This is a genomic window from Pantoea sp. B9002, assembly GCF_013385945.1.
GTDB lineage: Bacteria > Pseudomonadota > Gammaproteobacteria > Enterobacterales > Enterobacteriaceae > Pantoea.
Genome location: NZ_JACAPA010000005.1, coordinates 59,050 through 84,269 on the forward strand (window position 1 = coordinate 59,050; position 25,220 = coordinate 84,269).

21 protein-coding genes are annotated in these 25,220 nt (G+C 57.3%); 8 read left to right on the top strand and 13 right to left on the bottom strand.

Features of this window, described 5'->3' with window-relative positions:
- Window positions 1-5 precede the first annotated feature (5 nt).
- The 6 genes from HX773_RS03480 to HX773_RS03505 all read right to left on the bottom strand — a co-directional run bounded on the left by HX773_RS03480 (window position 6) and on the right by HX773_RS03505 (window position 6,968).
- Window positions 6-518, bottom strand: a complete 513-nt coding sequence (locus HX773_RS03480; protein WP_176970440.1) for a flavin reductase — start codon at window positions 516-518, stop codon at window positions 6-8.
- Window positions 515-1,615 (bottom strand): AbrB family transcriptional regulator, encoded by a 1,101-nt coding sequence (locus HX773_RS03485; RefSeq protein WP_176970441.1) that lies wholly within the window; start codon window positions 1,613-1,615, stop codon window positions 515-517. The genes HX773_RS03480 and HX773_RS03485 overlap by 4 nt, the downstream gene beginning before the upstream one ends.
- Window positions 1,612-2,922: an amidase gene (locus tag HX773_RS03490; protein ID WP_176970442.1), complete on the bottom strand. Its 1,311-nt coding sequence runs from the start codon at window positions 2,920-2,922 to the stop codon at window positions 1,612-1,614. Before HX773_RS03490 ends, HX773_RS03485 begins: the two co-directional genes overlap by 4 nt.
- Window positions 2,909-4,354 (bottom strand): amidase, encoded by a 1,446-nt coding sequence (locus HX773_RS03495; RefSeq protein ID WP_176970443.1) that lies wholly within the window; start codon window positions 4,352-4,354, stop codon window positions 2,909-2,911. The genes HX773_RS03490 and HX773_RS03495 overlap by 14 nt, the downstream gene beginning before the upstream one ends.
- Window positions 4,355-4,525: 171 nt before the next feature.
- Entirely contained in the window at window positions 4,526-5,995 is a 1,470-nt protein-coding gene (locus tag HX773_RS03500) for a 4-hydroxyphenylacetate 3-hydroxylase N-terminal domain-containing protein (RefSeq protein WP_218168128.1), read from the bottom strand.
- A gap of 541 nt (window positions 5,996-6,536) precedes the next feature.
- Window positions 6,537-6,968: a hypothetical protein gene (locus HX773_RS03505; RefSeq protein WP_176970445.1), complete on the bottom strand. Its 432-nt coding sequence runs from the start codon at window positions 6,966-6,968 to the stop codon at window positions 6,537-6,539.
- A gap of 95 nt (window positions 6,969-7,063) precedes the next feature.
- Between HX773_RS03505 and HX773_RS03510 the strand changes: the two genes are divergently transcribed.
- Genes HX773_RS03510 through HX773_RS03525 form a run of 4 tightly spaced genes read left to right on the top strand, consistent with a single transcriptional unit; the run spans window position 7,064 to window position 11,685 of the window.
- Window positions 7,064-8,089, top strand: a complete 1,026-nt coding sequence (locus HX773_RS03510; protein WP_176970446.1) for a BMP family protein — start codon at window positions 7,064-7,066, stop codon at window positions 8,087-8,089.
- A 24-nt stretch (window positions 8,090-8,113) separates the two neighbouring features.
- Complete coding sequence (locus HX773_RS03515) at window positions 8,114-9,661, top strand: ABC transporter ATP-binding protein (protein ID WP_255433166.1); 1,548 nt, start codon at window positions 8,114-8,116, stop codon at window positions 9,659-9,661.
- The gene (locus HX773_RS03520) at window positions 9,658-10,749 is read left to right on the top strand and encodes an ABC transporter permease (protein WP_176970448.1); all 1,092 of its coding nucleotides are present in this window, start codon (window positions 9,658-9,660) and stop codon (window positions 10,747-10,749) included. Before HX773_RS03515 ends, HX773_RS03520 begins: the two co-directional genes overlap by 4 nt.
- 3 nt (window positions 10,750-10,752) lie before the next feature.
- Window positions 10,753-11,685 carry an ABC transporter permease gene (locus HX773_RS03525; protein ID WP_176970449.1) on the top strand — a complete coding sequence of 311 codons (933 nt, stop codon included), beginning with the start codon at window positions 10,753-10,755 and terminating at the stop codon, window positions 11,683-11,685.
- 3 nt (window positions 11,686-11,688) lie between these two features.
- Here the strand turns inward: HX773_RS03525 and ppaT are convergent, their stop codons facing one another.
- Window positions 11,689-12,861, bottom strand: coding sequence for a pyridoxamine--pyruvate transaminase (gene ppaT / locus HX773_RS03530; protein ID WP_176970450.1), 1,173 nt, complete (start codon window positions 12,859-12,861; stop codon window positions 11,689-11,691).
- Between the two features lie 271 nt (window positions 12,862-13,132).
- On the opposite strand from ppaT, the gene HX773_RS03535 reads away from it, so the two are divergent.
- On the top strand, window positions 13,133-13,900 hold the full coding sequence (locus tag HX773_RS03535; RefSeq protein WP_176970451.1) for a FadR/GntR family transcriptional regulator: 768 nt from the start codon (window positions 13,133-13,135) through the stop codon (window positions 13,898-13,900).
- Window positions 13,901-13,924: 24 nt separating this feature from the next.
- A complete protein-coding gene (locus tag HX773_RS03540; RefSeq protein ID WP_176970452.1) occupies window positions 13,925-15,448 on the top strand; it encodes a GMC family oxidoreductase in 1,524 nt (507 codons plus the stop codon).
- Here HX773_RS03540 and HX773_RS03545 read toward each other — a convergent pair.
- The 6 genes from HX773_RS03545 to HX773_RS03570 form a co-directional block, all read right to left on the bottom strand.
- The gene (locus HX773_RS03545; RefSeq protein WP_176970503.1) at window positions 15,428-16,177 is read right to left on the bottom strand and encodes a YoaK family protein; all 750 of its coding nucleotides are present in this window, start codon (window positions 16,175-16,177) and stop codon (window positions 15,428-15,430) included. The two genes, HX773_RS03540 and HX773_RS03545, sit on opposite strands and share 21 nt — an antisense overlap.
- Before the next feature lie 195 nt (window positions 16,178-16,372).
- Complete coding sequence (locus HX773_RS03550) at window positions 16,373-17,233, bottom strand: DeoR/GlpR family DNA-binding transcription regulator (RefSeq protein ID WP_176970453.1); 861 nt, start codon at window positions 17,231-17,233, stop codon at window positions 16,373-16,375.
- Between the two features lie 185 nt (window positions 17,234-17,418).
- Window positions 17,419-18,366, bottom strand: coding sequence for a D-ribose ABC transporter substrate-binding protein (locus tag HX773_RS03555; protein ID WP_176970454.1), 948 nt, complete (start codon window positions 18,364-18,366; stop codon window positions 17,419-17,421).
- 72 nt (window positions 18,367-18,438) lie between these two features.
- A complete protein-coding gene (locus HX773_RS03560; RefSeq protein WP_008104141.1) occupies window positions 18,439-19,494 on the bottom strand; it encodes an ABC transporter permease in 1,056 nt (351 codons plus the stop codon).
- 22 nt (window positions 19,495-19,516) lie between these two features.
- Window positions 19,517-21,055, bottom strand: coding sequence for a sugar ABC transporter ATP-binding protein (locus tag HX773_RS03565; protein WP_176970455.1), 1,539 nt, complete (start codon window positions 21,053-21,055; stop codon window positions 19,517-19,519).
- Complete coding sequence (locus tag HX773_RS03570; RefSeq protein WP_176970456.1) at window positions 21,052-21,705, bottom strand: DUF2291 domain-containing protein; 654 nt, start codon at window positions 21,703-21,705, stop codon at window positions 21,052-21,054. The genes HX773_RS03565 and HX773_RS03570 overlap by 4 nt, the downstream gene beginning before the upstream one ends.
- A gap of 423 nt (window positions 21,706-22,128) precedes the next feature.
- Between HX773_RS03570 and HX773_RS03575 the strand changes: the two genes are divergently transcribed.
- The gene (locus HX773_RS03575) at window positions 22,129-23,676 is read left to right on the top strand and encodes an FGGY-family carbohydrate kinase (RefSeq protein WP_176970457.1); all 1,548 of its coding nucleotides are present in this window, start codon (window positions 22,129-22,131) and stop codon (window positions 23,674-23,676) included.
- A gap of 10 nt (window positions 23,677-23,686) precedes the next feature.
- Window positions 23,687-25,213 (top strand): glycerol-3-phosphate dehydrogenase, encoded by a 1,527-nt coding sequence (locus HX773_RS03580; RefSeq protein ID WP_176970458.1) that lies wholly within the window; start codon window positions 23,687-23,689, stop codon window positions 25,211-25,213.
- Window positions 25,214-25,220 lie beyond the last annotated feature (7 nt).

Here is a 25,220-nt window from a genome sequence, read left to right on the forward strand (position 1 = left end):
GAGATTCAGGCGATGCCAGGCGCCGCCAGTGAGAAATATTGACGATCAAAATGGAGTAACGGAGGCTGCGTATCGCCGAAGCGGATGGCTTTCACCGCACCAAAAAACACGCTGTGGGTGGAGGTCTGGACGCGTTCCGCGATGCGGCAGTCGAGATTGACTAACGCGTTATCCAGCGCCGGTGCGCCGCTGGCGAGTTCACTCCATGTGGCGTGATGGAAACGCTCGCTGGGCGGCACGCCCGCCTGACCGGCAAAGATATCGGCCAAAAAGCGCTGGTCGGCATTCAGCACGTTGACGCAAAACGTGCCGTTCTCCAGCATGGCGCGATGCGCTTCGCCGAAATGGTTAACGCAAATCAGCACCATTGGCGGCGTTACCGTCAGGCTACACACCGCCGACGCCGTCAGGCCGCGTCGCCCTTCTCCTGCGCCCGTGGTAATGATGTTCACCGCCGTGGCTAATTGGCGCATGGCGCTTTTAAACTGCTCTTCCAGGGGTATCTCAATGGTTGTCATCTCGCTTCCTCTTGTTCCCAGCCGGGTAAACGGCGCAGTTGCCGCACAAAAAATGGCGCGCCCAACACCACCACAAACATGCGCACGGTTTGCAACGCCAGTACAAAGGTCACATCCACGTGGCTGGCAATCGCCACAATCGCCACGGAATCAATGCTGCCCGGCACGGTTGCCAGAAAAGCCGTCAGCAAATCCACATTCATCAAATAGCTCAGCAACAAAGAAAACAGCGCGCTGAGACCAATCAGCGCCAGCGAAGCCAGCAGCGCCAAAGGGATCATGCGGATCAGCCGCAGTAAGATTTCACGGGTGAATTTAAGCCCCACTTCCAGTCCGATCGCGGCAAATGCCAGATTCAGCACCCAGCCGGGCAGCGTCATGTGGTAGATATCGCTGGCGCTGAGCAGAGCGCCGATAATCAGCGGTACCATCATCGCCGCCGCCGGTAAAAAGCGCAGATAGCGCGTCGCCAGCGGCCCAAGTGCAGCGATCGCCAGCGTGCTGCACAATGCACTGAGGGCGATGGGCGTGAAGTGGAACAAGCTCGCACTGCTGATCACCGTGGCGGGTGTAGCAAACAGATGCGACACCATCGTGACGGCCACTACCACCGAGGCGAGTCGGATATATTGCACCAACGCCACTACGCGACCGTCGGCATTGCGTTCATAGGCGATAATCACCATGGCGCTCGACATGCCCGGCATTGCGGCCCAGATGGCGGTTTCTGCCGACACTTTGCCGAAATAGCGAATCGCCCAGCTGATCGCAAACGAGAACAGCAACGTGGCCGATACCGACAGCAGCAAAATCGGCCAGTTACCGATCACCGACAGCAAAATCACCGGTGTCAGATTGGTGGCAATCAGGCATCCGGCCACGCCTTGCGCCAGCAGAAACACCGGCCGCCACAAGCGCCGCTCATTGCCGCTCACCGCAAAACACACGCCGGCCAGCATTGAGCCCAGCAGCGCCGCCGCCGGGAAATTGATCAGCGTCAGCAACTGGGAAATGGCCGCAGCAAGGACAAACAGTCCGCCCCAGTGAATCAGTTGATTACTGCGCGAAGGCGAAACAGCGGACGCGGTGAGCTTCATACAACTCCTGTGAAATCCTGTTTAACCGCTAACTGATCCTCAACCCACGCCGCGCCGTGCAGCAAACGCGCATCGTCGCCAATCCGCCCAACCAGCTGAATGCCGACCGGCAACCCTTTTGGTCCGCGCCAGGCCGGTACGGTAATGCACGGCGTATGCAGCAAGGTCCACACCTGGTTAAACGCCGGATCGCCGGTGGCAGCCAAGCCCTCGGGCGCTTCGCCGGGTGCGGCCAGCGTCACAATCACATCGTATCCGTCCATCAATGCTTGCATCTGGCGACGCCATTCGCCCAGCGCTGCCTGAGCCTGCTGATAGTGCGCAAAAGTGGATTCCGCTTTGAAATCGAGAAAACGCCGCGTGACATCGCTGATTTCGCTGCGACGATGTTCAAAGGCCAGCGCATGCGCCACTTCCCAGCCCATTACCGCATCGTGCATCGCGAACAGCTGTTCGAAGTGTGGCGGCGTGGCGATTTCACTCACATGTGCGCCTTTGGCAGCCAGCTGCGTTGCAGCAAACTCCAGCGCCGCCTGAGATTCACTCTGCGCCTGCGCCCAGTTCGACGATCGGAACACCGCAATGCGCGGCGCGGCAGATACCTCGCCCACGTTCAATTCCGGTCGACTGGCGAGTACCGCGCTGGCGAAGCCTGCATCGCGCACGTTGCGGGTAATCACGCCAATGGTGTCCAGCGAATGCGCCAGCACTTTGGCGCCGGTACTGTTAATGGTGCCGAAACTCGGTTTGTAACCCACCACGCCGCAATAAGACGCCGGACGGATAATCGAGCCGGAGGTCTGCGTGCCGTACGCCACCTGCGCCATATTGGCCGCCACCGCCGCACAAGAACCGCTTGAGGAACCTCCGGGCGTGTGCAGCGGATTATGCGGATTGCGGGTTTGATTCGGGCTGGCCATGGCGAATTCAGTGGTCACGGTTTTACCCAAAATCACCGCGTCAGCGCGGCGTGCCATCGCCACACAGCTGGCATCCCACGCCGGGCGAAATCCGCGATACAGCGCGGAACCATAACCGGTGGCGAGATCGGCGGTATCAATCACGTCTTTGACGCCAATGGCGACGCCCGCCAACGCACCTTTATGTGCCTGGCCATCCAACGCTTCTGCAGCCTGCATGGCTTGGGCGCCAGCCAGAGTTTCCCATGCCAGGATGGCGGGTTCATGGCGCGCAATCTGCGCCTGCCGCGCGGCGATGGCGGCACAGGCGGTTAAGCTGCCAGTTTGAATGTTGGACGCCACTTCACGCGCCGATAACGCCAGAATGGCCTGCTCAGACAGAGACATGAGAACTCCTGTTAAATAGAGGGCGACGATGGAACCAGGGCTGCGCCTGCTCAAGTTGACCGGCCAGCGAAAACAGCGTGGCCTCCTCACCAAACGCCGCGCCAAAATGGACGCCGACTGGCAAACCCGCGCGGGACATACCCAGCGGAACGCTCATCGCCGGACAGCCAGAGGCATTGAAAACGCAGGTGAACGGACCGTGTTGCCAGAAGCGTTGATAGAAGGCGTCAAGATCGTGCGTGTCACCGCGCATTTCACCCAGCAAAGGCGCAACCTCGCTGGTGACTGGCGACAGCAAAATGTCGTACTGGCTGAAGAATTGCCCCATGGCACGCGCACTGGCGTGCAGCTGATTCACCGCCCACAAATAGTCCGTGCCGCGCCAACTCAATCCTTCCGTAATCCACTGTTGATTCACCGGTTCAAGGCGCGCCAGCGCATCGCTGATACCGCGCGCGGCGGCAAAGCTGTTCATGCCATTGGCGACATTGACGCCCAAAATAATGCGCCAGGCGCGCATCAACGCCTCGATGTCGTAGCGGCACTCGGCGGGTTCCACCTGATGCCCTAAGCTGCTGCATAAGCTGGCCGTCTGATTCACCACCTGCAAAATCTCAGGATCGAGGGTATTTCCCAGCGGGGAGCGTGTAATCAAGCCGATGCGCAGCGGGCGCGGGGCTTGCGTGACGGCGTGCAAATAGCTGTAAGGGCTGGCGGGCGCGGCATAGGGATCGCCACGATCCGCGCCGGCACTGACATCCAGCAGCGCAGCATTGTCGCGCACCGACCAGCTCACCGCATGCGGCGTCGACATACCGGCAATGGCTTCCACCGCCACCGGACCAAGCGGATTGCGCATGCGGCTGGGTTTGAAACCAAACAGGCCGCAATGCGAGGCCGGAACGCGGGTGGAGCCTGCACCATCTGAGGCATTGGCCAGCGGCATCCATCCCGCGGCAACCGCCGCCGCTGAGCCGCCAGACGAACCGCCTGGCGAGCGCGTCACATCCCACGGATTGCGCGTTGCCCCATACGCCAGCGGTTCGGTGGTAAAGCTCAGGGCAAATTCCGGCGTATTGGATTTGCCCAGCAACAGCAGTCCGGCACGGCGATAGCGCGCAATCAGCGTGCTGTCCTGCGTCGAGATCACGTCACTGAATAAGTGCGAACCACTGGATAAAGGCTGGCCGTTGACCTCAAAACCGGTGTTTTTGATCAGCATCGGTACGCCCGCAAACGGCCCATCGGGTAATCCGTCGCGCAGCTGTTGGCGTGCCTGTTCCCAGGCAGGATGCACCACCGCGTTGAGTGCCGGATTGCCCTGTTCACACAGCGTTATTGCGGTTTCCAGTACCTCTTCTGCGCTGACCTGCCGCTGACGAATAAGCGCAGCCAGCCCCAGACCGTCGTAGTCTGCATACTCGTTAAACATGCGATTCTCCGTTGCATCGGGATACAAAGAGCAGTTAAGCGCAGCATCCAACCATCGCACATTCCGTAGCGGCGCGATTTATCGCGTTCAGTTGATTTTAAAAGGTCAACACAACGCAATGAATTGCGCCGCTACGGTACGTGCGCTTTGTGATTTAAGTGACTAGCCTGCTTACGCCAACCCGGCCAGCTTCTTCACCTGGTCAACAAACACATCGCGTTTAACTTCTTCATACAGACGCGCACGCAGGCGCGGTGCCGGGCTGGAGTTGACGTTTTCGAACAGCGCCACACGTCCTGCCAGCGAACTGGTGGTCATATCCCAGATAAAGTTCATCAGCTGCTCTTTTTCCATGGCGCTGGCACCGTGACCAACCAACAGGTCGCGCAGGTAGTGGCCAATGTCTGGGTTATCAAACGCGGCTTTACCGAAACGCATCACCAGGCCTTGACCACACATCTCCTGCAAAATGTGGATGATGCGCGGATAGTGTTGAATCGAATAGAGACGCCCGGCCGTCAGCATGCCGACATCCGGCGCCATCACTTCCCCTTCGGTGAGCTGTGCTTTGGCTTCTGCGGCATAGACAAAGGCCCGCAGGGTTTGCGCGTACTCAATCAGTTCGCCGAGCATCGCCTGTACCGCCGGAATGCGGCCGGTACCGAGCACATCCAGCACCAGTTGGCCGGCACCGACAAACAGTTCGGCTTTCACTGCTAAACGCGTCAAGACGTGCCAGTGGGCAAAGGTGCACACCGGGCCGTAATACTGCATCGCTGAGGGATCGCCGAGATTGAAAATGCGCTCAGTGGGCACGAACACGTTGTCAAAAATAATGAACTGGTCGGCTTCTTCGCCGAGACGCGCTACCGGATGATCAAACGGATCGGCACCCGGATGTGACACCATTTCACGGGAAATCATGCGAATGCCGTCGGAATTGATCGGAACCGAGCCCCAAATACAGGCTTCGGCTGGGGTTTCCTGGATGCCGCCGAGGTTAGTAAAGAAGATCTCGTTAGCCTGCGCCGCAATCGATCCCACGGTTTTGGCACCGGAGACGCGAATGCCGCCGCGTTCAATGCTTTTCACCCGTAACAATGAGGCTTCACCGGCTTTCGGCGATGAGCGGTCGGTTTGTGGACCGGTCAGGCTTTCGGAAGCAGTTAAGTTGTTATCACGGCCGTAGGCTAAATAACGCTCAATGTTCTCGGCAAAGTCCGGCTGGCAGCCATCAAACGTCGATTTCTTGGCTTTGAAGGTCGGCAAATACGCATACAACCCCACAGCAATCGCGGGCGCTAAATCCGGTGGACGACCAAAGGTGCCGCCGGTTTTCAGCGAGGTGTATTCGATCATCTTGCGACGATCCTGCAATTCACTGATGGTGCGTGGGATTTGCCAGGAGCGGCTGTAGACATCGCCGGTCACGCTGTCAGTGACGGTGGTGGCCTCGGCATGTTCCTCAGTGAACTGGTCGTCGAACATCGATGCCAGCAGATCAACGCCTGCCGCAAGCGCCGGTTCATCGGTGACCTTCTCCAGTTTTTTGCCGTTGACCCACAGCTGGCGACCATCATCTAACGACGCTTTGAACTCCGCACCGGTTTTGAGTTTTTGTTGTGCTACGCCTTTCAACATCGCTTCCACGGCTACCCCCTGAGTTTGAGAATCTGTCACGACGCAAAGACCTCTTCACGCCGGTTCGAACAGTAAAACCAATCACTCAACCATTACCGGGCTTCCTCTGGTGTTGGCGATCCCGGTAACGCCAGAAAAACACAATGGTGAAAATATTACAACCATTAACATTGGTTGCGACATGAGTGAGAAACAGGGTTTTTAGCATCGGAAAGCACTGAAAAAACAGTGTGAACTGAAAGTGCAAACAGTTATTAGTGCGTTGTAATTATTGACTATTATTTGGTTGCACTGAATGGTCTGATTATTGGCGCGCTGCTGGCGTCGCTTTCAGCCACTGGAAATTAGTATGACCCGGTGGTGAGCGATAACCAAACGATATGAGTCAACCAAAAATATTGGTTGCATATTGGTTATGTGAATAGCTTAATGAAATGCACCGGCGCAATGGTGGTATTCGCAACAGCGTAACCTGGTGATTACGCTGTTCATTCCGTTAATCAGCTGTGCGGAGGAGAGAATGGTGGCAGCGTGGCAAGTTTTAGCTGGTGGGTTGGCACTGCGTGGTGCTTTCGCCAGCGCGGCAGATGAAGGCGCTAGAATGCGGTCGGTGCTGACGGCGATCGGGCAAGGTAAACTGATAACGCGTCTGCCAGCTGGCGCCCTGCTGACCGCACCAGAACCGTTGCACCGGCATGCGATCCTGATGCTGATTCAGAATAAACACTTCGCCACTGCCGCTGTTTTTCCACAGCGCGGTGTGCAGCGTTTTTCCGGGCGCAATCTCACCCAACGCCACCGAGTACCAATGTGCGGTCGCCACTTCACAGGACAACGGAAGTTTGCCCTGGTTATTGACCGCAACGACAAATTTATCCAGCCCTTGCGTTCCGCGCTCAACGTGCAGCGTTTCCTGTGCCCATGCTGGAGCAGAAATAATAACAGCACAACTTAATAGCCAGTGAATTCGCATAATTGCTCTCGCTATAAATGAGAATGATGAAGTATCAAAACGAATATTTATTTAATTTCGCCAGGTGTCAACAACAATTAATGAGGAGCACGACGATGAGAAGTTGGCAAACCATTCGTTCCGCACTGTGGGTCAGTTTATTTTATTGTGTCAGCAGCCAGGCTGCCGATATTAAATCCATCGCTATTTTAACACCTGAACCGGGAACCGATTTTGGCTGGAACCAGCAAGGAATCGATGCCGCGAAAGCCGCCGGAGAAAAACAGGGTGTGAAAGTGATGGTGGCGGAAAACTTAGGTTATGGCGATGTGCGCCCGGCGATGCGTGACCTTATCGACGATGGTGCACAATTGTTGATTGCCCATGCCAGCGGCTATAACCAGGCGGCACCGGAGATTGGTGCACAGAGTAAAGTGCCGGTTGCAGTAACCGACAGCCCCGCTGCCCTCAAAGCTGGCATGGTGGCGGATTACACCGTCAGCGGCCACGAAGGGGCTTATCTGGCGGGCGTGCTGGCGGCGAAAATGAGCCGCAGCGGTACGCTCGGCATGGTGGTATCCGGCGAACCGCCGTCATGGAATGCGCAATCCAACGCCTTTATTCGCGGTGCTCGCGCCACCAAAGCCGACATCAAAATCCGCTACGCGGTGATCGGCCCCGCCGCGTATAGCGATGCTGCGGGCGGCAAACGCGTCACCACATCGGTTATTGCTGCCGGCGCAGACATCATCTTTGGCCAGGGCAACGGTTCCAGCTTCGGCATGTTGCAGGCGGTTGAAACCGCTAAAGCGGCGGACGGTGGCAAAGTCTATTTCATCGACGTGATCGGCGATAAATCAAAAATCGATAAAGGCAATCTATTAAGCTCGGTGCTGTGGAATCTCACGCCGGTATTTAGCGCGATGATCGCCGACCTAAAAGCGGATAAATACGGTAGCCACAATTATAAAACCTCTTTAGCGGATGGTTCGATCAGCTTATTAAAAACCACGCATATTCCTGATGATATTTGGCAGAGTGTTGATCAAGTTAAACAGCAAATTATCGCTGGCAGCATAAAAGTGCCTGCAGAATATGATGCGAAATCGCTACATGATTTATTAAATAGCGGCAAATCATAATCGAATGAAAACCCGGAGCCCATGATGAGTGATATTGCGCCCGTGCTGTCGGTTAAGCAGGTTACCAAACGATTTCCCGGTATTGTCGCCAACGATCAGGTGGATTTTGCCTTGTGGCCGGGTGAGGTTCACGTGTTGCTGGGCGAAAACGGCGCGGGGAAATCCACGCTGGTCAGCATGCTGGCCGGGCTGTTACAGCCTGATGAAGGCAGCATCACGCTAGGCGGCGTGCAGCAGAACATTAACTCGCCGCAGCGGGCGCTGGAACTGGGCATTGGCACCGTTTTCCAGCACTCCATGATGGTGCCCACGTTGTCGGTGGTGGAAAACTTTGTGCTGGGCGAACGGTGGTGGAAGCGCCCTCCTCGCGCCGGGTTGGCGCAAGACATTGCTCGCGTCAGCAAAGAGATTGGCGTGCAGGTTAATCCCCATGCAACAGCGGGATCGTTATCACTGGGTGAGCAGCAGCAGGCAGAGATTGTGCGCACGCTGCTGCGCGGCAGTCGGGTGCTGATTCTGGACGAAGCTACCGCCATGCTGACGCCGCAAAATGCCAGCGAATTGGGCCAACTGATGCGGCGTTTAGTGGCGCAAGGGTTGGCGGTGGTGTTCATCACTCACAAGCTCAACGAAGCGCTGGATTGGGGCGACCGCATCTCCGTGCTGCGGCTGGGCCGTAAAGTGGGCGAAATCACGCCTGACAGTTTACGCGCGCTAAGCCGAGAGGAAGCGACGCGTCAGGTGGTGCAACTGATGTTCAACCTTGATGCAGCGCAAAGTCGCGAAGCTGAACGCAGCGAACGCATCAGTAGCTGCCAGCGCGAGGCGAAGCCGGTGCTGGAAATCCATGCGCTGGAAGTCAGCGACGCGCTGGTGCCGGTGAGCCGCATTGAATTGCGCATTCGTCCTGGCGAAATCGTCGGCGTGGCCGGTATTGATGGCAACGGGCAAAAACAGCTGGCCGAAGCGATTGCTGGTCAACGCCCGCTCAGCAGCGGGCGCATCTGGCTGGATGGCATCTCAATTGAAAGTGATTCCATTGGCGATCGGCGGCGGCGCGGCCTGCGCTATGTCACCGATAACCGGCTGGGCGAAGGCACGGTCGGCACCTTTCCGGTGGCCATCAATCTGCTGCTGAAACAGATTGGCGATGCGCCTTTCTGGCGCAACGGCATTGAGCAAACCGCCGCGATTGCCGACTGGAGCCGGACGCGCATTCGGGAATATGACATTCGCGTACCGCAGGCGGAAACGCCGATTGGCAAACTTTCAGGCGGCAATATCCAGAAAGCGGTGCTGGCGCGTGAGTTAGGCGGAACGCCGCGTGCGGTGATTTTCTCCAAACCCACTTACGGCCTCGATCTGCAAAATATTCGTTCGACGCGCCGCCGCATTCAGGAAACGGCCGAATCGGGCAGCGCCGTGATGCTGATTTCCACCGATCTTGAAGAGATCCTGGAACTCGCCGACCGCATCGCGGTGATGTCTCAAGGCCAGATTGTTGGCGTGGTCGATAACGATCCCAACGCCCGTGCGCGCGTGGGTGAACTGATGAGTGGAGTGCAGTCATGAACAGTCAATCAGAACAAACCGGCCTGTCATCGCCCGCGGTGGCGCTGCCTTCATGGATTAAAGTGTGGCTGACACGGCTGGCCTATTCGCTGGTGCCGCTACTGATTGCGCTGGCAATCACTGGCAGCCTGCTGCTGATCATGGGCGTCAATCCGCTGGAGTATTACGCCTACATCGTGCGTAAAGGGTTATTCACGCCGTCCGGTCTGGATGCCACCTTGACGCGTATGGGACCGCTGCTACTGATCGCCGCCAGCCTGATCGTGGCGTTTCGTGCCGGGCTATGGAACCTAGGCGGTGACGGACAATTTCTGCTCGGCGCCGTCACTTCCTCGGCGCTGGCGCCCGCGTTGATTGCCTGGGGCGCACCGGTGTGGCTCACGCTGCTGCTGGCGATGCTGGCGGCGGCGCTGGTTGGCGGCATTTGGGCGCTGCTGCCGGGACTGTTAAAGGCGTGGCAAAACATCAATGAAATCATCACTACCATGATGATGTCGTTTCTCGGTATCTCGCTGGCCAACGTATTGGTCAAACTGGTGTTTTTTGATCCCAACACCACAGTGCCACAAACCCGAACGTTGTCGTGGGAAGATCGTTTACCGGCGCTGTTTGGCAGCAACATCTCCTCCGGTTTGTTAATTGGCCTGCTGGCGATTTTGGCGGTGCACTGGATGATGACGCGCACCGCTTTCGGCCTGCAACTGCGCGTGGTCGGCGCCAACCCGCAGGCAGCGATTCACGCCGGTATTCCGGTCAGTTTGCTGACGCTGGCGGTGTTTGCCCTGTCGGCGGCGCTGGCAGGATTGGGCGGCGCGGTCGAGATCATGGGCGTGCAAGGCAACGTCCGCGCTGACTGGAATCCCGCCTACGGTTTGGTGGTGGTGCCGCTGGTGTTTCTGGCGCGTTTTAACGGCTTTGGCACCATCGCCTTTGTATTTCTGTTCTCGATGCTCTCCATCGGCAGCGAAAGCGCGGCGCGACGCATGGATATTCCCAACCATTTCACGCTGGTAACGGTAGCGGTGTTAATGCTGGTGCTGGGGTTAACCGAATGCGTTGAGCAGCGTCAACGTCAGAAAAAGGGGTAACGCATGGAACTGTTTACAGTTGGCTTTTTGACTTCACTGCTGCTCGGCGCGGTGATCGCTGGCGTGCCGCTATTGCTGGCGGGCTTGGGCGAGCAGCTCTCCGAGAAAGCAGGCGTGTTGAATATCGGTCTGGAAGGCATGATGTTGTGCGGCGGCTATCTTGGCTTTTATGTCGCCTGGCAAAGTCAGTCGATGGGTTTTGGCCTGCTGGCGGGCGCGCTGGGCGGCGGACTTACCGCCGCGTTGATGGCGCTGTTGTGCGTGTGGTGGCGGCTAAATCAAATTGTGGTAGGCATTGCCATCACGCTCGGCGCGGAAGGTGCCACCGCCCTGCTGCACTACTTCCAGTTCAGCCGCACCTATCCGCGCCTCGGCAACGTTGAAAGCTGGGCCATTCCCGGTTTACACCAGATTCCGCTAATCGGCCCGGTGCTGTTCAATCAGCCGCTGATTGTCTATCTGGCGGTGTTGGCGGTGCCGCTGTTTGCGTGGATCTATCGCTCTACGCTAGCCGGCTTGTACCTGCAAGCAGCGGGTGATAAACCGGCCGCGCTGGATGCGGCGGGCATTAACGTACTGCGCACGCGTACCATTGCGGTGCTGATCACCGGGATGTTTGCCGGACTGGGCGGCGCATTTATGTCACAGATTGGCGCGGGGATTTTTGTGCCGTTTATGACGCAAGGCAACGGCTTCATTGGCATTGTGCTGGCGATGCTGGCGCGCGGAAAACCGCTGTGGGTGCTGGAAGGCGCGCTGCTGTTTGGCTGCTGCTTATCCATGACCACCGCGCTGCAAGTGCTGGGCATTGATGTGCCAACCGATGTGATTCAGATGTTGCCGTTTATCGCCGTGATGCTGGTGCTGCTGCTGTTCGGACGTCGCGCCAGTTTGCCCGCAGCATTAGGCGCGCCTTACGTGCGAGGCGCGCGCTAAACCCTAGCCTATCACCTGCATCGCCGCCGCGATTCCGGCGGCGATATCGATTTGCTCTTCGCGCAGTTGATTCAGCGCGCCCGCCAATGCAGTCAGCGCAATGATGGCAAACATCGGCTGCGCGGTGGGCCCCATATGGCCAACGCGCAGCACTTTGCCCAGCGTTTCCCCGCGTCCGGCTGAAAACATCACGCCATAACTTTCCCGCGCGCGCAGCCGCCACTGTTCTTCGTTAACCCCAGATGGCACACGCACCGCCGTGGCGGTTGGCGAAGCGATGCTTTCACTTTCGGCCCACAACGACAATCCCATCGCCTGAATCCCGGCGCGAAACGCCTGCGCGGTTAACGCATGCCGCGCCCACACCTGCTCTGCGCCCTCTTGCAGGTAGATATCCAGCGCCGCTTCCAGCGCGTTAATTTCCGCAATCGAAGGCGTATAGGGAAAGGGTTGATCGGCTTGCCAGGCATAACGCCAGTCGAGCAGGCTCAATACCGAGGCACGCGGTGCCGCAGGATTGCTGCTGATTTTTTGCCAACCCGCCTCAGACACCGCCACCAGGCTTAATCCCGGCGGGCATCCCAGACATTTATTCGGCCCGGTAACGAACACATCGGCCTGACAACTGGCGGCCGTCACCGCCGTCCCGCCAAACGACGAAACCGCATCCACCAACAGCAATTTGCCGTGCTGTTTTACCACGCGACCAATCTCATCCAGCGGATTCAGCGTGCCGGACGGCGTATCGTGATGGCACACCGCCACGACAGTGACATCAGAGTGCTGCGTCAGCCAGCGATCGAGTTCGAGCGGATCGATCACCTGATTGAACGCCACGCGCAGTTCCTCAACCTGCGGGGTATAGCGTCGCGCCCAATCGGCAAAACCGGCGCCGTAAACGCCGGATACCAGATTCAACACCACATCCTCAACGCCAATCAGCGAGGCGGCGGCCGCTTCCAGCGCCAGCACCGGTTCACCCTGCAAAATCAACGGCGGCGTCTCACTGGCCAGGGCTTGCGCGGCTTTCAGACTGACGCGCTCAAAGCAGGCCTGAAACGCCGGATCGTAGTCGTACCAAATCGGCATCGCTAACGCGCGGGACACAGCGGGATACACATCCACCGGACCGGTGGTTAAGGTGAACAACGGTTGGGCATAGGCAGGACGCATCATGACCTCTCAGGTTAAGGGGGAGTTAGCCTTCACACTATGTTTCTCAACCACAAAAATCAACCAATTCACAAATGGTTTTGTGCGCCGTTTTTTTTCGGTTATGATGTGGCAATAGCGATTTTCACTGATCTGCTCAGTGGAATAATAAAAGTATAGCGGTCTGTTTTTGCTGATAATTATTAGAATAACCATTTCCATTGGTTGCATGGCAAAGATCATCGACTTCCCCTACTCCGGCCACATCGGATATAGAACACAGACAGGAACGCCCATGACAACCCATAACGCCTCGCACCCTGAACGCTCTCCGGTTAAAGAGAAACAACATGAGAAGCTGGAACAGCTGGTCGCGCAAATCATCAAACTCAAATCAGCCAAAGGCGGCTTGCCGGCTGAACGCGTGCTGGCGGAAAAACTGAATGTGAAGCGCCATTTGCTGCGCTTAGCGCTGCAAACGCTGCGCGATCGCGGTGATATTCCTCCGGCGCGTCCGGGCCGACGCATTACCACCGGTAAGCCGCGTACCGAGCCGGTTCCAGCCGTTAGCGCCGCAGCGGATCCGGTCAGCACCTTTATTGGCAGTGATTTGGTGCGCTCCACCAATCCGCTGGAAGTGATGGAAATGCGCATGATGCTTGAGCCCGCGTTGGCACGCCTCGCTGCCCTGCGCGCTTCCCCTGAAGAGATTGCGGCGATCAAAGCCGCCGCCAGCACGCCGCCAGACATTACGCCGAGTGAAGCCGACCAGCGTTTTCACCGCGCAATTGCCACCGGTTCACGTAATAGCCTGGTGAGCGAACTGTTTGCTTTGCTCAATCAGGTTGCCAGCGACAGTCGCCTGCGCTTTGCCGAGAGCGACGAAGAAACCACCCAGGATCGTATTGATCAGCGCGATCGCGAACATCACCAAATTGCGGATGCCATTGCAAACCGTGATTCCGACGGCGCGGAACGCGCTATGTGGCAGCATCTTGCCGTGGTTCAGCAAAAAATTATCAGTCGTTTGGGGTTTGCACCTTCGAAGAAGGATTACGCCTGAGCGAGTTAACCGGGGAGAAAAGCGATGCATTACGATGTGCTGATTATTGGCGGTGGTTCGGCGGGTTCGGTTTTGGCATCACGTTTCTCGGAAAATCCAGATTGTCAGGTGGCGTTGCTGGAAGCGGGCATATGGCCGACCGATCCTGACATTGCTAACCCCGCGATGTGGCCGCTGATTCAGGGCCGTGATTACGATTGGCAATTTGCCACCGTGCCGCAATCCGGCACCGCAAATCGTGTGCATCCCTGGCCGCGCGGTCGTGTGATGGGCGGCTCAAGTTGTCTGCATGCCATGGCGCATGTGCGCGGTCATCAGGAGGATTTCGCGGCCTGGGCAAAAGCCACCGGTGATGAACATTGGTCGTGGCAAGGTTTGCTGCCGTGGTTTATCAAAAGTGAACGCTTTTCTCAGGGAGCCAGCGCCGTGCACGGTGATGCTGGCCCGCTCGATGTGTGGCTGCCGGATGAAGAAGTCCATCCGCTGGTTAAAAGCTACATGCAGGCGGGACTGAATCAGGGCGCGCCCTGGTTGGGCGACCATAACGGCGGCCTGCTGTGTGGCGTTGCCGCCAACTCGCTCACCATTCGCGATGGCAAACGGGTTTCCGCCGCCGATGCCTGGCTGACTCCGGCGCGCGAACGCCCCAACCTCCATATTCTGCTGAATACCGACGTCGAAAAATTACTCATCGACCAGCAGCGCATCAGCGGCGTGGTGTGCAATCGTGACGGTGTAACACAGACGTTACGTGCCAGCACGGTGATTCTGGCGGCCGGTGCGCTGGCGTCGCCGGCATTATTAATGCGCTCAGGGATTGGTAGCGCCAGCGAGTTGGCAGCGTTGGGGATAGCGTGTCACATCCCGTTGGAGCAGGTGGGCAAAAATCTGCATGACCATCTTCTGGCGGCGGGCAATGTCTGGCTGGCGCGCCAACCCATCGCCCCAACCCGCTTGCAGCACTCTGAATCGCTGATGTATCTCAACGCGGCAGACATCCGCCAAACCGCTGCCCAGCCCGACATCGTATTGGGTTGCGTGTGCGCACCGTCGGTCGCCGACAGCTTCCCCACGCCGCAGCCGGGCAGCACTTACACTTTGCTGTGCGGCGTGACGCGCCCGACCAGTCGCGGCCAGATTCGCCTAACCGGTGCGCACAGCCGCGATAATTTGCTGATCGATCCTGCTTATTTGCAAACTGAGTACGATCGCCAGACCTTCCTCAACGCGCTGAAAATCGCACGCCAGATTGGCAACGATGCCGCGCTGAGCCCGTGGCGGGAAAAAGAGTGGCTGCCCGGCGCAGAGATACAGGATGATGCCGCGCTAAGTGATTTCATCGCCCGCGCGGTGATTACGCATCATCATCCGGTCGGCACCTGCCAGATGGGGAAAACCGCTGAGGATTCGGTGGTAGATAATCGCCTGCGCATCCACGGTTTAGACAATGGTTACGTGGTGGATGCCTCCGTCATCCCCAGTATTACCAGCGGGCCAGTGCATGCGGCGCTGCTGGCTATCGCGGAGTCATTTGCTGGTCGGTTTTAGCGGCAGCGTGCGGTTCACGCGCATCACGGTTCTGAACATCGCAACCATCGCCACAATCACCAATATGGCGCCAACCAGCGCCATAGCTTTAAAGCCCAGATGTTTGAACATCATCAGACCGACAATCCCGCCGATTAAAAACGAGGCGATGGTAGTCAAATGCGTCCACAACTGGCGTTTTTGACCGGCAACATTTTTCGATGGATCGCGGCGGAACAACGCGGCTAATACCGAGGCCAGTGAAATACCGGCATCGGTGAGCGTGCCGGTAATATGCGTTGAACGTACGCGACCATTGGATAATTGTGTCGAGGTGGAATTATGTACGCCCATTAAAAAGCCGAGTATCACGATTATTTCCCGATTGTTGTTGGGCGAATAAAAGAAAATTTCAAACAGCGACAAGGCGATTAAAGCAATACCTTCCACCCATAATATCTGGCAGAAAATTATACGGTTGTTATTCGCTAATCCGCTAATCACCACCATTCTGGCGGTGACCGCGCCGCAGACGAAAGCAAACAGAATGGTGGCAAGGAAAGTGATGTCGCGGAAATTAACGTTGGAGACTTCGCTGGATAATTGTGAGGTATTACCTGACATGTGCGAGGGAAAAAAACCAAATGCCCCCAAGGCGATAGCATTGAGCACGCCGGCGGCCGTGGCGAGCCACATTGCCAGATTCCTGTCCTCATCATGCGTTCGTGTGCGTTTAAGTTTAATCAGCATCAGATACCTCTTTATTCTGAACCAGGGCCGAATAATAACCATAGAGCACTACGCCGCGTTCATAACCAGGAAATCCCCGAATAAGACGCTGAACAGATTAAAGAAAGTAAAAAAAATCAACGAGGCGGGATATATTTAAATTAATGTAAAGATTGGCATGTCATATAAGGGTCGCCATTTTGGGTGAACGCCTTTTCACGAATTAACCGAATGATTTATTTTCATCGGGGCGACCACCACATTGACGCCCAAATCCTGCATGCGGCGCAGAATTGGCACCGGCGTGCCCTGATTAACAATCACCACATCAAATTCACTCAAATGCGCGAAACGATGCAGCGCCCGACGTTCAAATTTGGTGTTATCCATCATCAGAATGCGTTTCTGCGCGGCATCAAACATCGCGCGTTTGGTCTCAACGGTTTCGGCAGATTGGTGGAATACTGCGTCATCAATAATCGCCGACATGCTGACAAAAAATACATCGGCGCGCAGGCTGGCAATTTCTTCGCGCGTCATGCGTCCCATAAACGCATTGCACCAGTGATAAAACTGTCCGCCTAACCCCATCAAGGTGATATCGCGGCCATTGCGCAGTTCGTTCATCAAGGTGAGTGAATTGGTGATCACCGTTAGCGGCGCACGGGCCGAGAGCAGCCGCGCCATTTGCAGCACGGTGGTGGAGTCATCAAGAAAAATGGCTTGGCCGGGTTCGAGATAGGTGGCCGCCACTTCTGCAATCGCCTGCTTCTCTTCCAGCTGGCGCGTGGCACGATAAATATCGCTGGATTCCACCAGGCTGGTTGGCGTAGCGGAAACCACGCCGCGCGATTTATGCAGCAGGCCGCGTTCAACCATCTCGTCGATATCACGATGGGCGGTCATCAAACTGATGCCGAAGCGATCGGTGATATCTTCGATGCGGATCGCCCCTTCAGCCATCACCGCTTCGGCGATTAACTGGCGACGGGCCAGCTGGCGCGCCTGACGGCTATCGCTGGGTAAGGTTTCGGCCATAAATACGCCAAGGGAAGAGTCCTGCGGGTTGTGCGCCATATTTCATCCGGGAAAGTGAAGCGAGAAGCGGTTTCGGCACTCATTACAGCGTTTAAAACGGGTTTTGGCAAATCGCGGGTAACGTTACACAGCGCGATAAATCGCGCCGCTACAAATACGTGCGTTTTATAGGTAATTGTTAAAAAAACGCACATATCGTAGCGGCGCAATTTATTGCGCAACTTTTACTGCTTCAACACAAACGGTGAAGCAAAGTTACCGGCGTTCTCTTTGGTGATCAGAATGCAGTCAAACAGCTGCTTCTCCGATGCCGCACCGGTTTTGCCGGTTTTCAGGAAGCTATCCGCCTGTTCTACCGCTTTCTGCGCGAACTGCGCCACCGGCTGCATCACGGTGTAGGCCAGCGTACCGGCTTTCACCGCGTCAACCGCATCCGGTGAACCGTCAAAACCACCGACCTTAATCTGACTCAGCTTGCCCGCTTCTTTCAACGCAGCAATCGCGCCCAACGCCATTTCATCGTTGCCGCTGATCACGCCTTTAATGTTGGGATTGGCCTGCAACAGCGACTGCATTTTGTTGAAGCCCTGAGTGCGATCCCAGTTTGCCACTTCCTGACCGACCTTTTTCAGCGTCGGATACTGCGTCAACACGGTATCAAAACCGTTAGCGCGGGTTGCGGCGTTGTTATCCGATGGCGGGCCAACCAGCTCAACATAGTTGGCGGTATCGCCCACCTGCTTCACCCACTCCATGGCGCCAACCGCCGCGCCCTGCGCGTTGTTAGAAACCAGCTGCGCTTTGGCGAGCCCGCTCTGGTTCAGTTCGGCGTTGATGATAAATACCGGAATATTGGCGGCGATGGCTTTTTTCACCGAGCCTACTGAACCATCGGCGTTGGCCGGATCGAGAATAATCGCTTTGGATTTGTTGGTGATCGCCGTATCAATCAGCTGACTTTCGGTGTTGGTATCACCTTTGTGGGCGCTGACTTTGGCGCTGTAACCGAGCTTTTCCGCGGCTTTCTGCGCGACCTGGCCTTCCGTCAGCCAGTAAGGATTGGAAGGATCGTTAACGATAATGGTCATTAAGCCGTTGTCTGCCCAGGTTGGCGCCGCAAAGGTGGTGATGGCCATGGCCGCAGCCGCGATAAAGAGACGTTTAGTGAACATAGTGGGTGCTCCGTTATTATTGGGGTACAGGTTTTACGGATATCCGCACGCGGCCGAAACCGCGCACGTGAGTTAGCGAGCGCGCCGCCCGTATTGCAAGGTGTTGAGCAATACCGCCAGCACGATCACGGCACCAGTGAACACCGTCTGCCAGTAAGCAGAGACGCCGATTATCACCAGGCCATCAGAGAGAAAACCAATCACGAACGCGCCAAGCAGCGTGCCGCGTACGTTACCGCGTCCGCCGGTTAAGGCCGCGCCACCAATCACCACCGCGGCAATAGCGGTCAGTTCGTAGGTGGTGCCCGCCGTGGGGCCGGCTGAAGTGAGCTGTGAAGAGAGCACCAGACCCGCCAATGCCGCGCAGACGCCTGATAATACGTAGACGCTGATCTTGATGCGTTTCACCGGCACGCCCGACAGATCGGCCGCCCGTTCGTTACCGCCGGACGCATACAGCCAGCGACCAAACGCCGAGCGACTGAGCAGGAAGCCGCAGGCCAGCGCCACCACGCCTAACACCAGCACGCCCACCGGGATGTTGAAGATGCGGTTGAAGCCGAGCCAGTCAAAACCGGTATTCCCCAGCGCTTCGCTGCCTGAGAGTTTGTTGTAGGTGAGACCATTGGTAATCAGCAGCGCAATACCGCGCGCCACATACATGGTGCCGAGCGTGGCGACAAATGCCGGAACGCGGAACCAGGCAATCAGCACGCCGTTGACCAAACCCACCAGCGCACCGACCACCAGCGTCAAAATCGCTACCGCCCACACCGGCAAATACAGCACCACGCCGAGCGCTTCCAAATTGATGCCCTGCATCATAAATCCGGCCATCACGCCCGCCAGACCGAGCGTAGAACCCACCGACAGATCGATACCGCCGTTAAGGATCACCAGCAGCATGCCGATCGCCGGCAGACCGAAGATCGCCACGTGCGACGCCATGGTGAGGAAGTTAGCGCCGGTAAAGTAGTTGGGCGACAACATGGAGAAGGTGGCGATAATCACCAGCAGCGCGATAAACGCGCGCCCTTCCAGCAGCAGGCGCGCCACATTCAGCTGCTTGTCGCTTTTTTTCTTGTTCACCACCGGCGGCGTGTCCAGCGTTTGGGTTCTGTCAGTCATACCTTTTGCTCCACTTTTCATGTCATGCCACCAGAGACTCGCCTGAAGCGGCCATAATGCGTTCTTTACTGACGCTTGCGTCGAAGATGGCGGAGATGCGCCCTTTGCTCATCACCACAATGCGATGGGCAATACTCAGGCATTCGCCCACTTCCGATGTGGTATACACCACCGCCAGCCCCTTTTTGGCGTTCTCCGCCAGCAGGCGAAACACTTCCGCTTTAGCGCCGATATCGATGCCGCGGCTCGGCTCATCCAGCAGAATCACTTTGGGGCGGGTGGCGAGCATTTTGCCGATCACCACTTTTTGCTGATTGCCGCCAGAGAGCGATCCAATCGCCGCATCGCCGCCGGCGGTTTTCACCGTCACGTTACGAATGCTGTCGTTGACCAGCTGTTTTTCCCGGCTTCTGGAGAGCACCAGTCCGCGCACAAAGTCACCGATGCTGGCCAGCGACAGGTTTTCACCCACCGACATTGTTTGTACCAGGCCATCGCGCTGCCGATCTTCCGGCACCAGCGCCAGCCCAATTTGAATGCGTTGCGAGATGTTCAGAGCGGAAATATCGGTGTCCTGCAGCAGAATGTGGCCGCTGCTTTGATGCAGACGTCCGGCGATGCACTCCAGCAGCTCGGTGCGCCCCGCGCCCATCAGCCCGTAAATGCAGACAATCTCCCCGGCTTGCACCGCCAGCGATAAGTTGTCCACCAGCCGAATGCCGGTTTTACTTTTCAGCGTCAGATCTTTCACCGTCAGCGCCGGCAGCCCGAAGTCGTAACCCTGCGGCGGCGATCCCAGATCAAAGTGATCGCCAACCATGTTGCGCACGATCCATTCGAGATCGATCTCATCGCGTTTGGCATAGGCGGTCATCACACCATCACGTAGTACCACCGCCCGATCGGTAATCTCCAGCGCCTCCTCCAGATGATGCGAGATATAGACAATCGCCACGCCCTGACTGGTTAAATCGCGGATCACCTGAAACAGCACCGCCACTTCTGCTGCGCTCAGTGCCGAGGTCGGTTCATCCATGATCAGAATCTGCGAATTCACCGACAGCGCGCGGGCAATCTCCACAATCTGCTGCTGTCCCAGACGCAGGTTTTCCACCGGCGTCAGCGGATCGATCTCCTCCTCCAGCGCCGCCATCAGGTGCGCCGTCACGCGCGCCTCTTCGGCATAATCGACGCCGCCCGGCTTCATGATTTCGCGACCCATAAAGATGTTGTCGCGCACGTTCATATTCGGCGCGAGATTCAGCTCCTGATGGATAATCGAGATGCCGCAGTCACGCGCTTCGGTGGCGGATCGAAAGGTCTTCTCCTCGCCATGTAACAAGATTTCCCCGGTTGTTGGCGTAATCACACCAGACAAAATTTTCATCAGCGTCGATTTACCCGCGCCGTTTTCACCAAACAGCGTGGTCACTTCGCCACGACGAATTTCGAAATTGACGCCCTTCAGCGCGTGCGTGGAGCCGTACACTTTGCTGACGTTGCGCGCTTGCAGGATCACTTCGCCTTTCAGCAAGGCGGGATTGAGGTTGAACGGTTTCATTTCACCTCCATGCTGACCGGCGTCACCATCCAGTTTTTTGCGTTGAGTAAGCGGAACACGCCAACCACCTGCACGGTTTTGCCCGGCAATGCATCGCGATCCAGCTTGTCGAGCACCGCGCTTTTCATCGCGCGATTGATTGCCGAACCGGCATTTTGATACTCGATTTGGTTCGTGAAATCGCCGAACTGAATCTTGCCGTTGGCGTCACGCAGATCGGTGCCGGTAATCGCCGGACCGGTTTGCAGCCGCACCTGCATATCACCCGCCAATCCATCGATTTTCAGCGGGAAGATGCCCATTTGCCCCGCTTGCACCACGCCGGAGAACTTGACGGCAAAGACCGGCAGCGGTGCGCCAACGCCATATTTCTGTACCGCGTCCTGCTGATTGGTTTGCAGCGCATCGGCTAACGTTTTGGCGTCTACCGCGCGTGATGCCACATCCTGCTGAATGGTAGGGAACGTTTTCTGGCCGTAACTCTCCGGCGAGAAACCTTGCTCCTGCGCGTCATCGGCGGAGCCAATTTTTACCACTTTGGTGTCGAGCGCCATTGCCGCGATCAGCGCAATCACCACCGCGCCGAGGGTGGCGTAGCGCCGGACGCGCTTGCGGGAAATTTGCTGGGCCTGGATTGAGACATCGGACATAACGTGACCTCTCACTGACATCAGCTGCGATAATCGCGCCGATAATGTTATAAATGTGATAACTTGTGTGATGAGAATTGTGCTGATGTGACTAAATTGTCAACAGGTGGAGCGCAATTTTTTCAGGAGAGCGATCTGGATCGCTTAATTGATGTCGGCCCAGTCACAAAGCGCAGTAAACCCCGCCATGTCAGCCTTTTCGTCGTGATATTTCATTTCTCCTTGTAGGGTTTTAACGCCTGATTCGTGATCTCCCTCGCTATCTGAAGTGAAATTTATTGGTTTTATCGCAAAATAATACGGTTGATATGTTATCTCAGTGAGAAGTGGTGTAAGACATTATTTAGCAAATTCATCACAGCCCGTTAACACCTTTCGGCGCTGGCGACGATGAACTGAACTCTTCTTCTTTCGGAGGTGTATGTGGACAGTGGCGATATCATTCTGGGTCTGGATTCCGGCACCTCGGTGGTTAAAGCGGTGGCGTTTGATCTGGAAGGCACGCAACTGGCATGCGCATCGGTGCGTAACCGTTATTACCGCAGCGAAGGCGGCGCAGCGCAGCAATCAATGAGCCAAACCTGGCAGGATGCGGTGACAGCGATACGCAAACTGGGTGAACGCGTCGACAACCTGGCCGCGCGGGTGGTTGCGGTGGCCGTCACCGCACAAGGCGACGGCAGCTGGCTGGTGGGTGCCAACAATCAGCCGGTCGGCGATGCGTGGATCTGGCTGGATGCGCGCGCGGCGCCGACGGTCGAAAAACTCAATCAGCATCCGTTAGCCGCCGCACGCTTTCGCGCCACCGGCACCGGACTCAACACCTGTCAGCAGGGATCGCAGCTGGCGCACATGGATCACTTCTATCCCGAGCTGTTAGCCAACAGCGAAGTGGCGCTGCACTGCAAAGATTGGCTCTACCTCAATCTTACGGGCATCCGCGCCACCGATCCTTCCGAGGCCAGCTTCACCTTTGGCAACTTCCGCCACCAGCGTTATGACGATCAGGTGATTGCCGCGCTGGGGCTGGAACAGCGTCGCCATCTGCTGCCGGAGATCATTGAAGGCACTGAAACCACGCATCCGTTAACCGCGCAAGCCGCGCAAGCCACCGGTTTACGGGCTGGCACGCCGATCTGCCTTGGCTATGTCGATATGGCGATGACCGCGCTCGGCGCGGGCGTGCATACCGGCGAAGCCAATACCGCCTGCTCGATTGTCGGATCGACCGGCGTGCATCTGCGCAGCGTCACCATTGATGAGGTGTGGCTGAATCCGGCGCAAACCGGCTACGTGATCCCGCTGCCGTGGCCGGGCTATGTCACGCAGGTGCAAACCAATATGGCATCAACGCTCAACCTCGACTGGTTGCTGAATCTCGCCAGCGATCTGCTTAACAGCTTTGGTTGCGAAATCGATCATGCCCGTTTGGTGGGCCATATCGATCGCTGGCTCAACGCGGCGAAGCCCGGCAGCCTGCTTTATCACCCGTATATCTCGATTGCCGGTGAGCGCGGGCCGTTTGTTAATGCCGAGGCGCGCGCCAGCTTTACCGGCCTGAGTTACACCCACAATTTTGGCGATCTGGTGCGGGCGGTGATCGAAGGCATCGGCTTTGCCGCGCGCGATTGCTATCAGGCGATGGGCAGTTTGCCGGGCGAAATACGTTTAACCGGCGGCGCGGTGCGTTCGCAGCCGTTACGCCAGATTTTATCTGCCTGCATTGGTGCGCCGGTGCGCATTAGCCAGCGCGACGAAGCCGGAGCGGCCGGAGCCGCGATGATGGCGGCGGTGGCGATTGGCGTGTATCCGTCGATGGAGAGCTGCGTCAAAACCTGGGTGATGCCGCTGCTGGATGCGCCCGAAGCGCCAGCGAGCGAACTGATGCAGCGCTACAACCAGCTGTTCCCCACCTATCAGCAGATGCGTAACGATCTTCCTGCCGCCTGGCACGCGCTAAAACAGTTTTGAGGAGTAAATCATGAGTGAACACATGCTGGATCTGTTTGTGATTGGCGGCGGTATCAACGGTGCCGGTATCGCGCGTGACGCTGCCGGGCGCGGATTGTCGGTGATGATGTGTGAGAAAGATGACCTCGCGCAGGGCACCTCATCGCGCTCCGGCAAGCTGGTGCACGGCGGGTTGCGTTATCTGGAGTATTACGAGTTTCGGCTGGTACGTGAGGCGCTGATCGAGCGCGAAGTGCTGCTCAACGCCGCGCCGCATATCATCTGGCCGATGCGGTTTGTCTTGCCGCACAGCCCAACCGATCGCCCGGCGTGGCTGGTGCGCCTCGGCCTGTTTCTTTATGACCACCTTGGTGGCCGTCAGAAACTGCCGGGCACGCGTTCGCTGGATTTACGCCGCGATCCCGAAGGTGCGCCGCTACTGGACAATTACAGTAAAGGTTTCGAGTACTCCGATTGCTGGGTGGATGATGCGCGGCTGGTGACGCTGAATGCGCTGGATGCCGCCGAGCGTGGCGCCACCATTCTGCCGCGCACCCGCTGCGTGGCGGCGACACGCCATAACGGCAAGTGGGAAATCTCGCTGCAGGATGCCAGCGGCACCGCGCGCACCGTGTTTGCCAAAGTGTTGGTCAACGCCGCCGGGCCGTGGGTGCTGGATATCGTTAATCAGGTGACGCACACCAAAAGCAGTCGCAACGTGCGGCTGGTCAAAGGCTCGCACATCATCGTGCCGAAGTTCTGGGAAGGTCAGCAGGCGTATCTGGTGCAGAACACCGACAAGCGGGTGATTTTTATCAATCCGTATGAAGGCGATAAAGCACTGATCGGTACCACCGATATTCCGTGGCAAGGCAAAGCGGAAGCGGTCACCGCCGACGACAGCGAGCAGCAATATCTGATCGACGTGGTGAATCGCTACTTCAAGGTGAAACTGCGCGCCAGCGATGTGATCACGCGTTTTTCCGGCGTGCGTCCGCTGTTTGATGACGGCAAAGGTAATCCATCGGCGGTGACGCGTGATTACGTGTTTGACCTCGACGACCAGCAAAACGCCCCGCTGCTGCATGTGTTTGGCGGCAAGATCACCACCTTCCGCAAGCTGGCTGAACACGCCATTCAGAAACTGGCACCGTTCTTCCCCAATATGGGCGCGGACTGGACGCGAGGCGCCACCTTACCGGGCGGCGATATGCTACACGCCGATTTCGACAGTTTCTTAGAGCAGGTAAAAGCGCGCTGGCCGTGGCTGCCGCAGCCGCTGCGTAAACACTATGCGCGGCTGTATGGCACGCGTATCGATAAGCTGATCGGTCATGCCAATGCGCTGGGCGATCTTGGCCGTCACTTTGGTGGGCAGCTGTACGAAGCCGAGGTGCGTTATCTGGTGGAAAACGAGTGGGCGCAGCAGGCCGAGGATGTATTGTGGCGTCGCACCAAGCATAAGTTGCACCTCGATGATGCGCAGCAACAGGCTTTCATCCAGTGGTTCAACGCCACCTTTGCTGCTCCCGCGCCGCTGCGTGCGCACGCCGGATAAGAGGTAA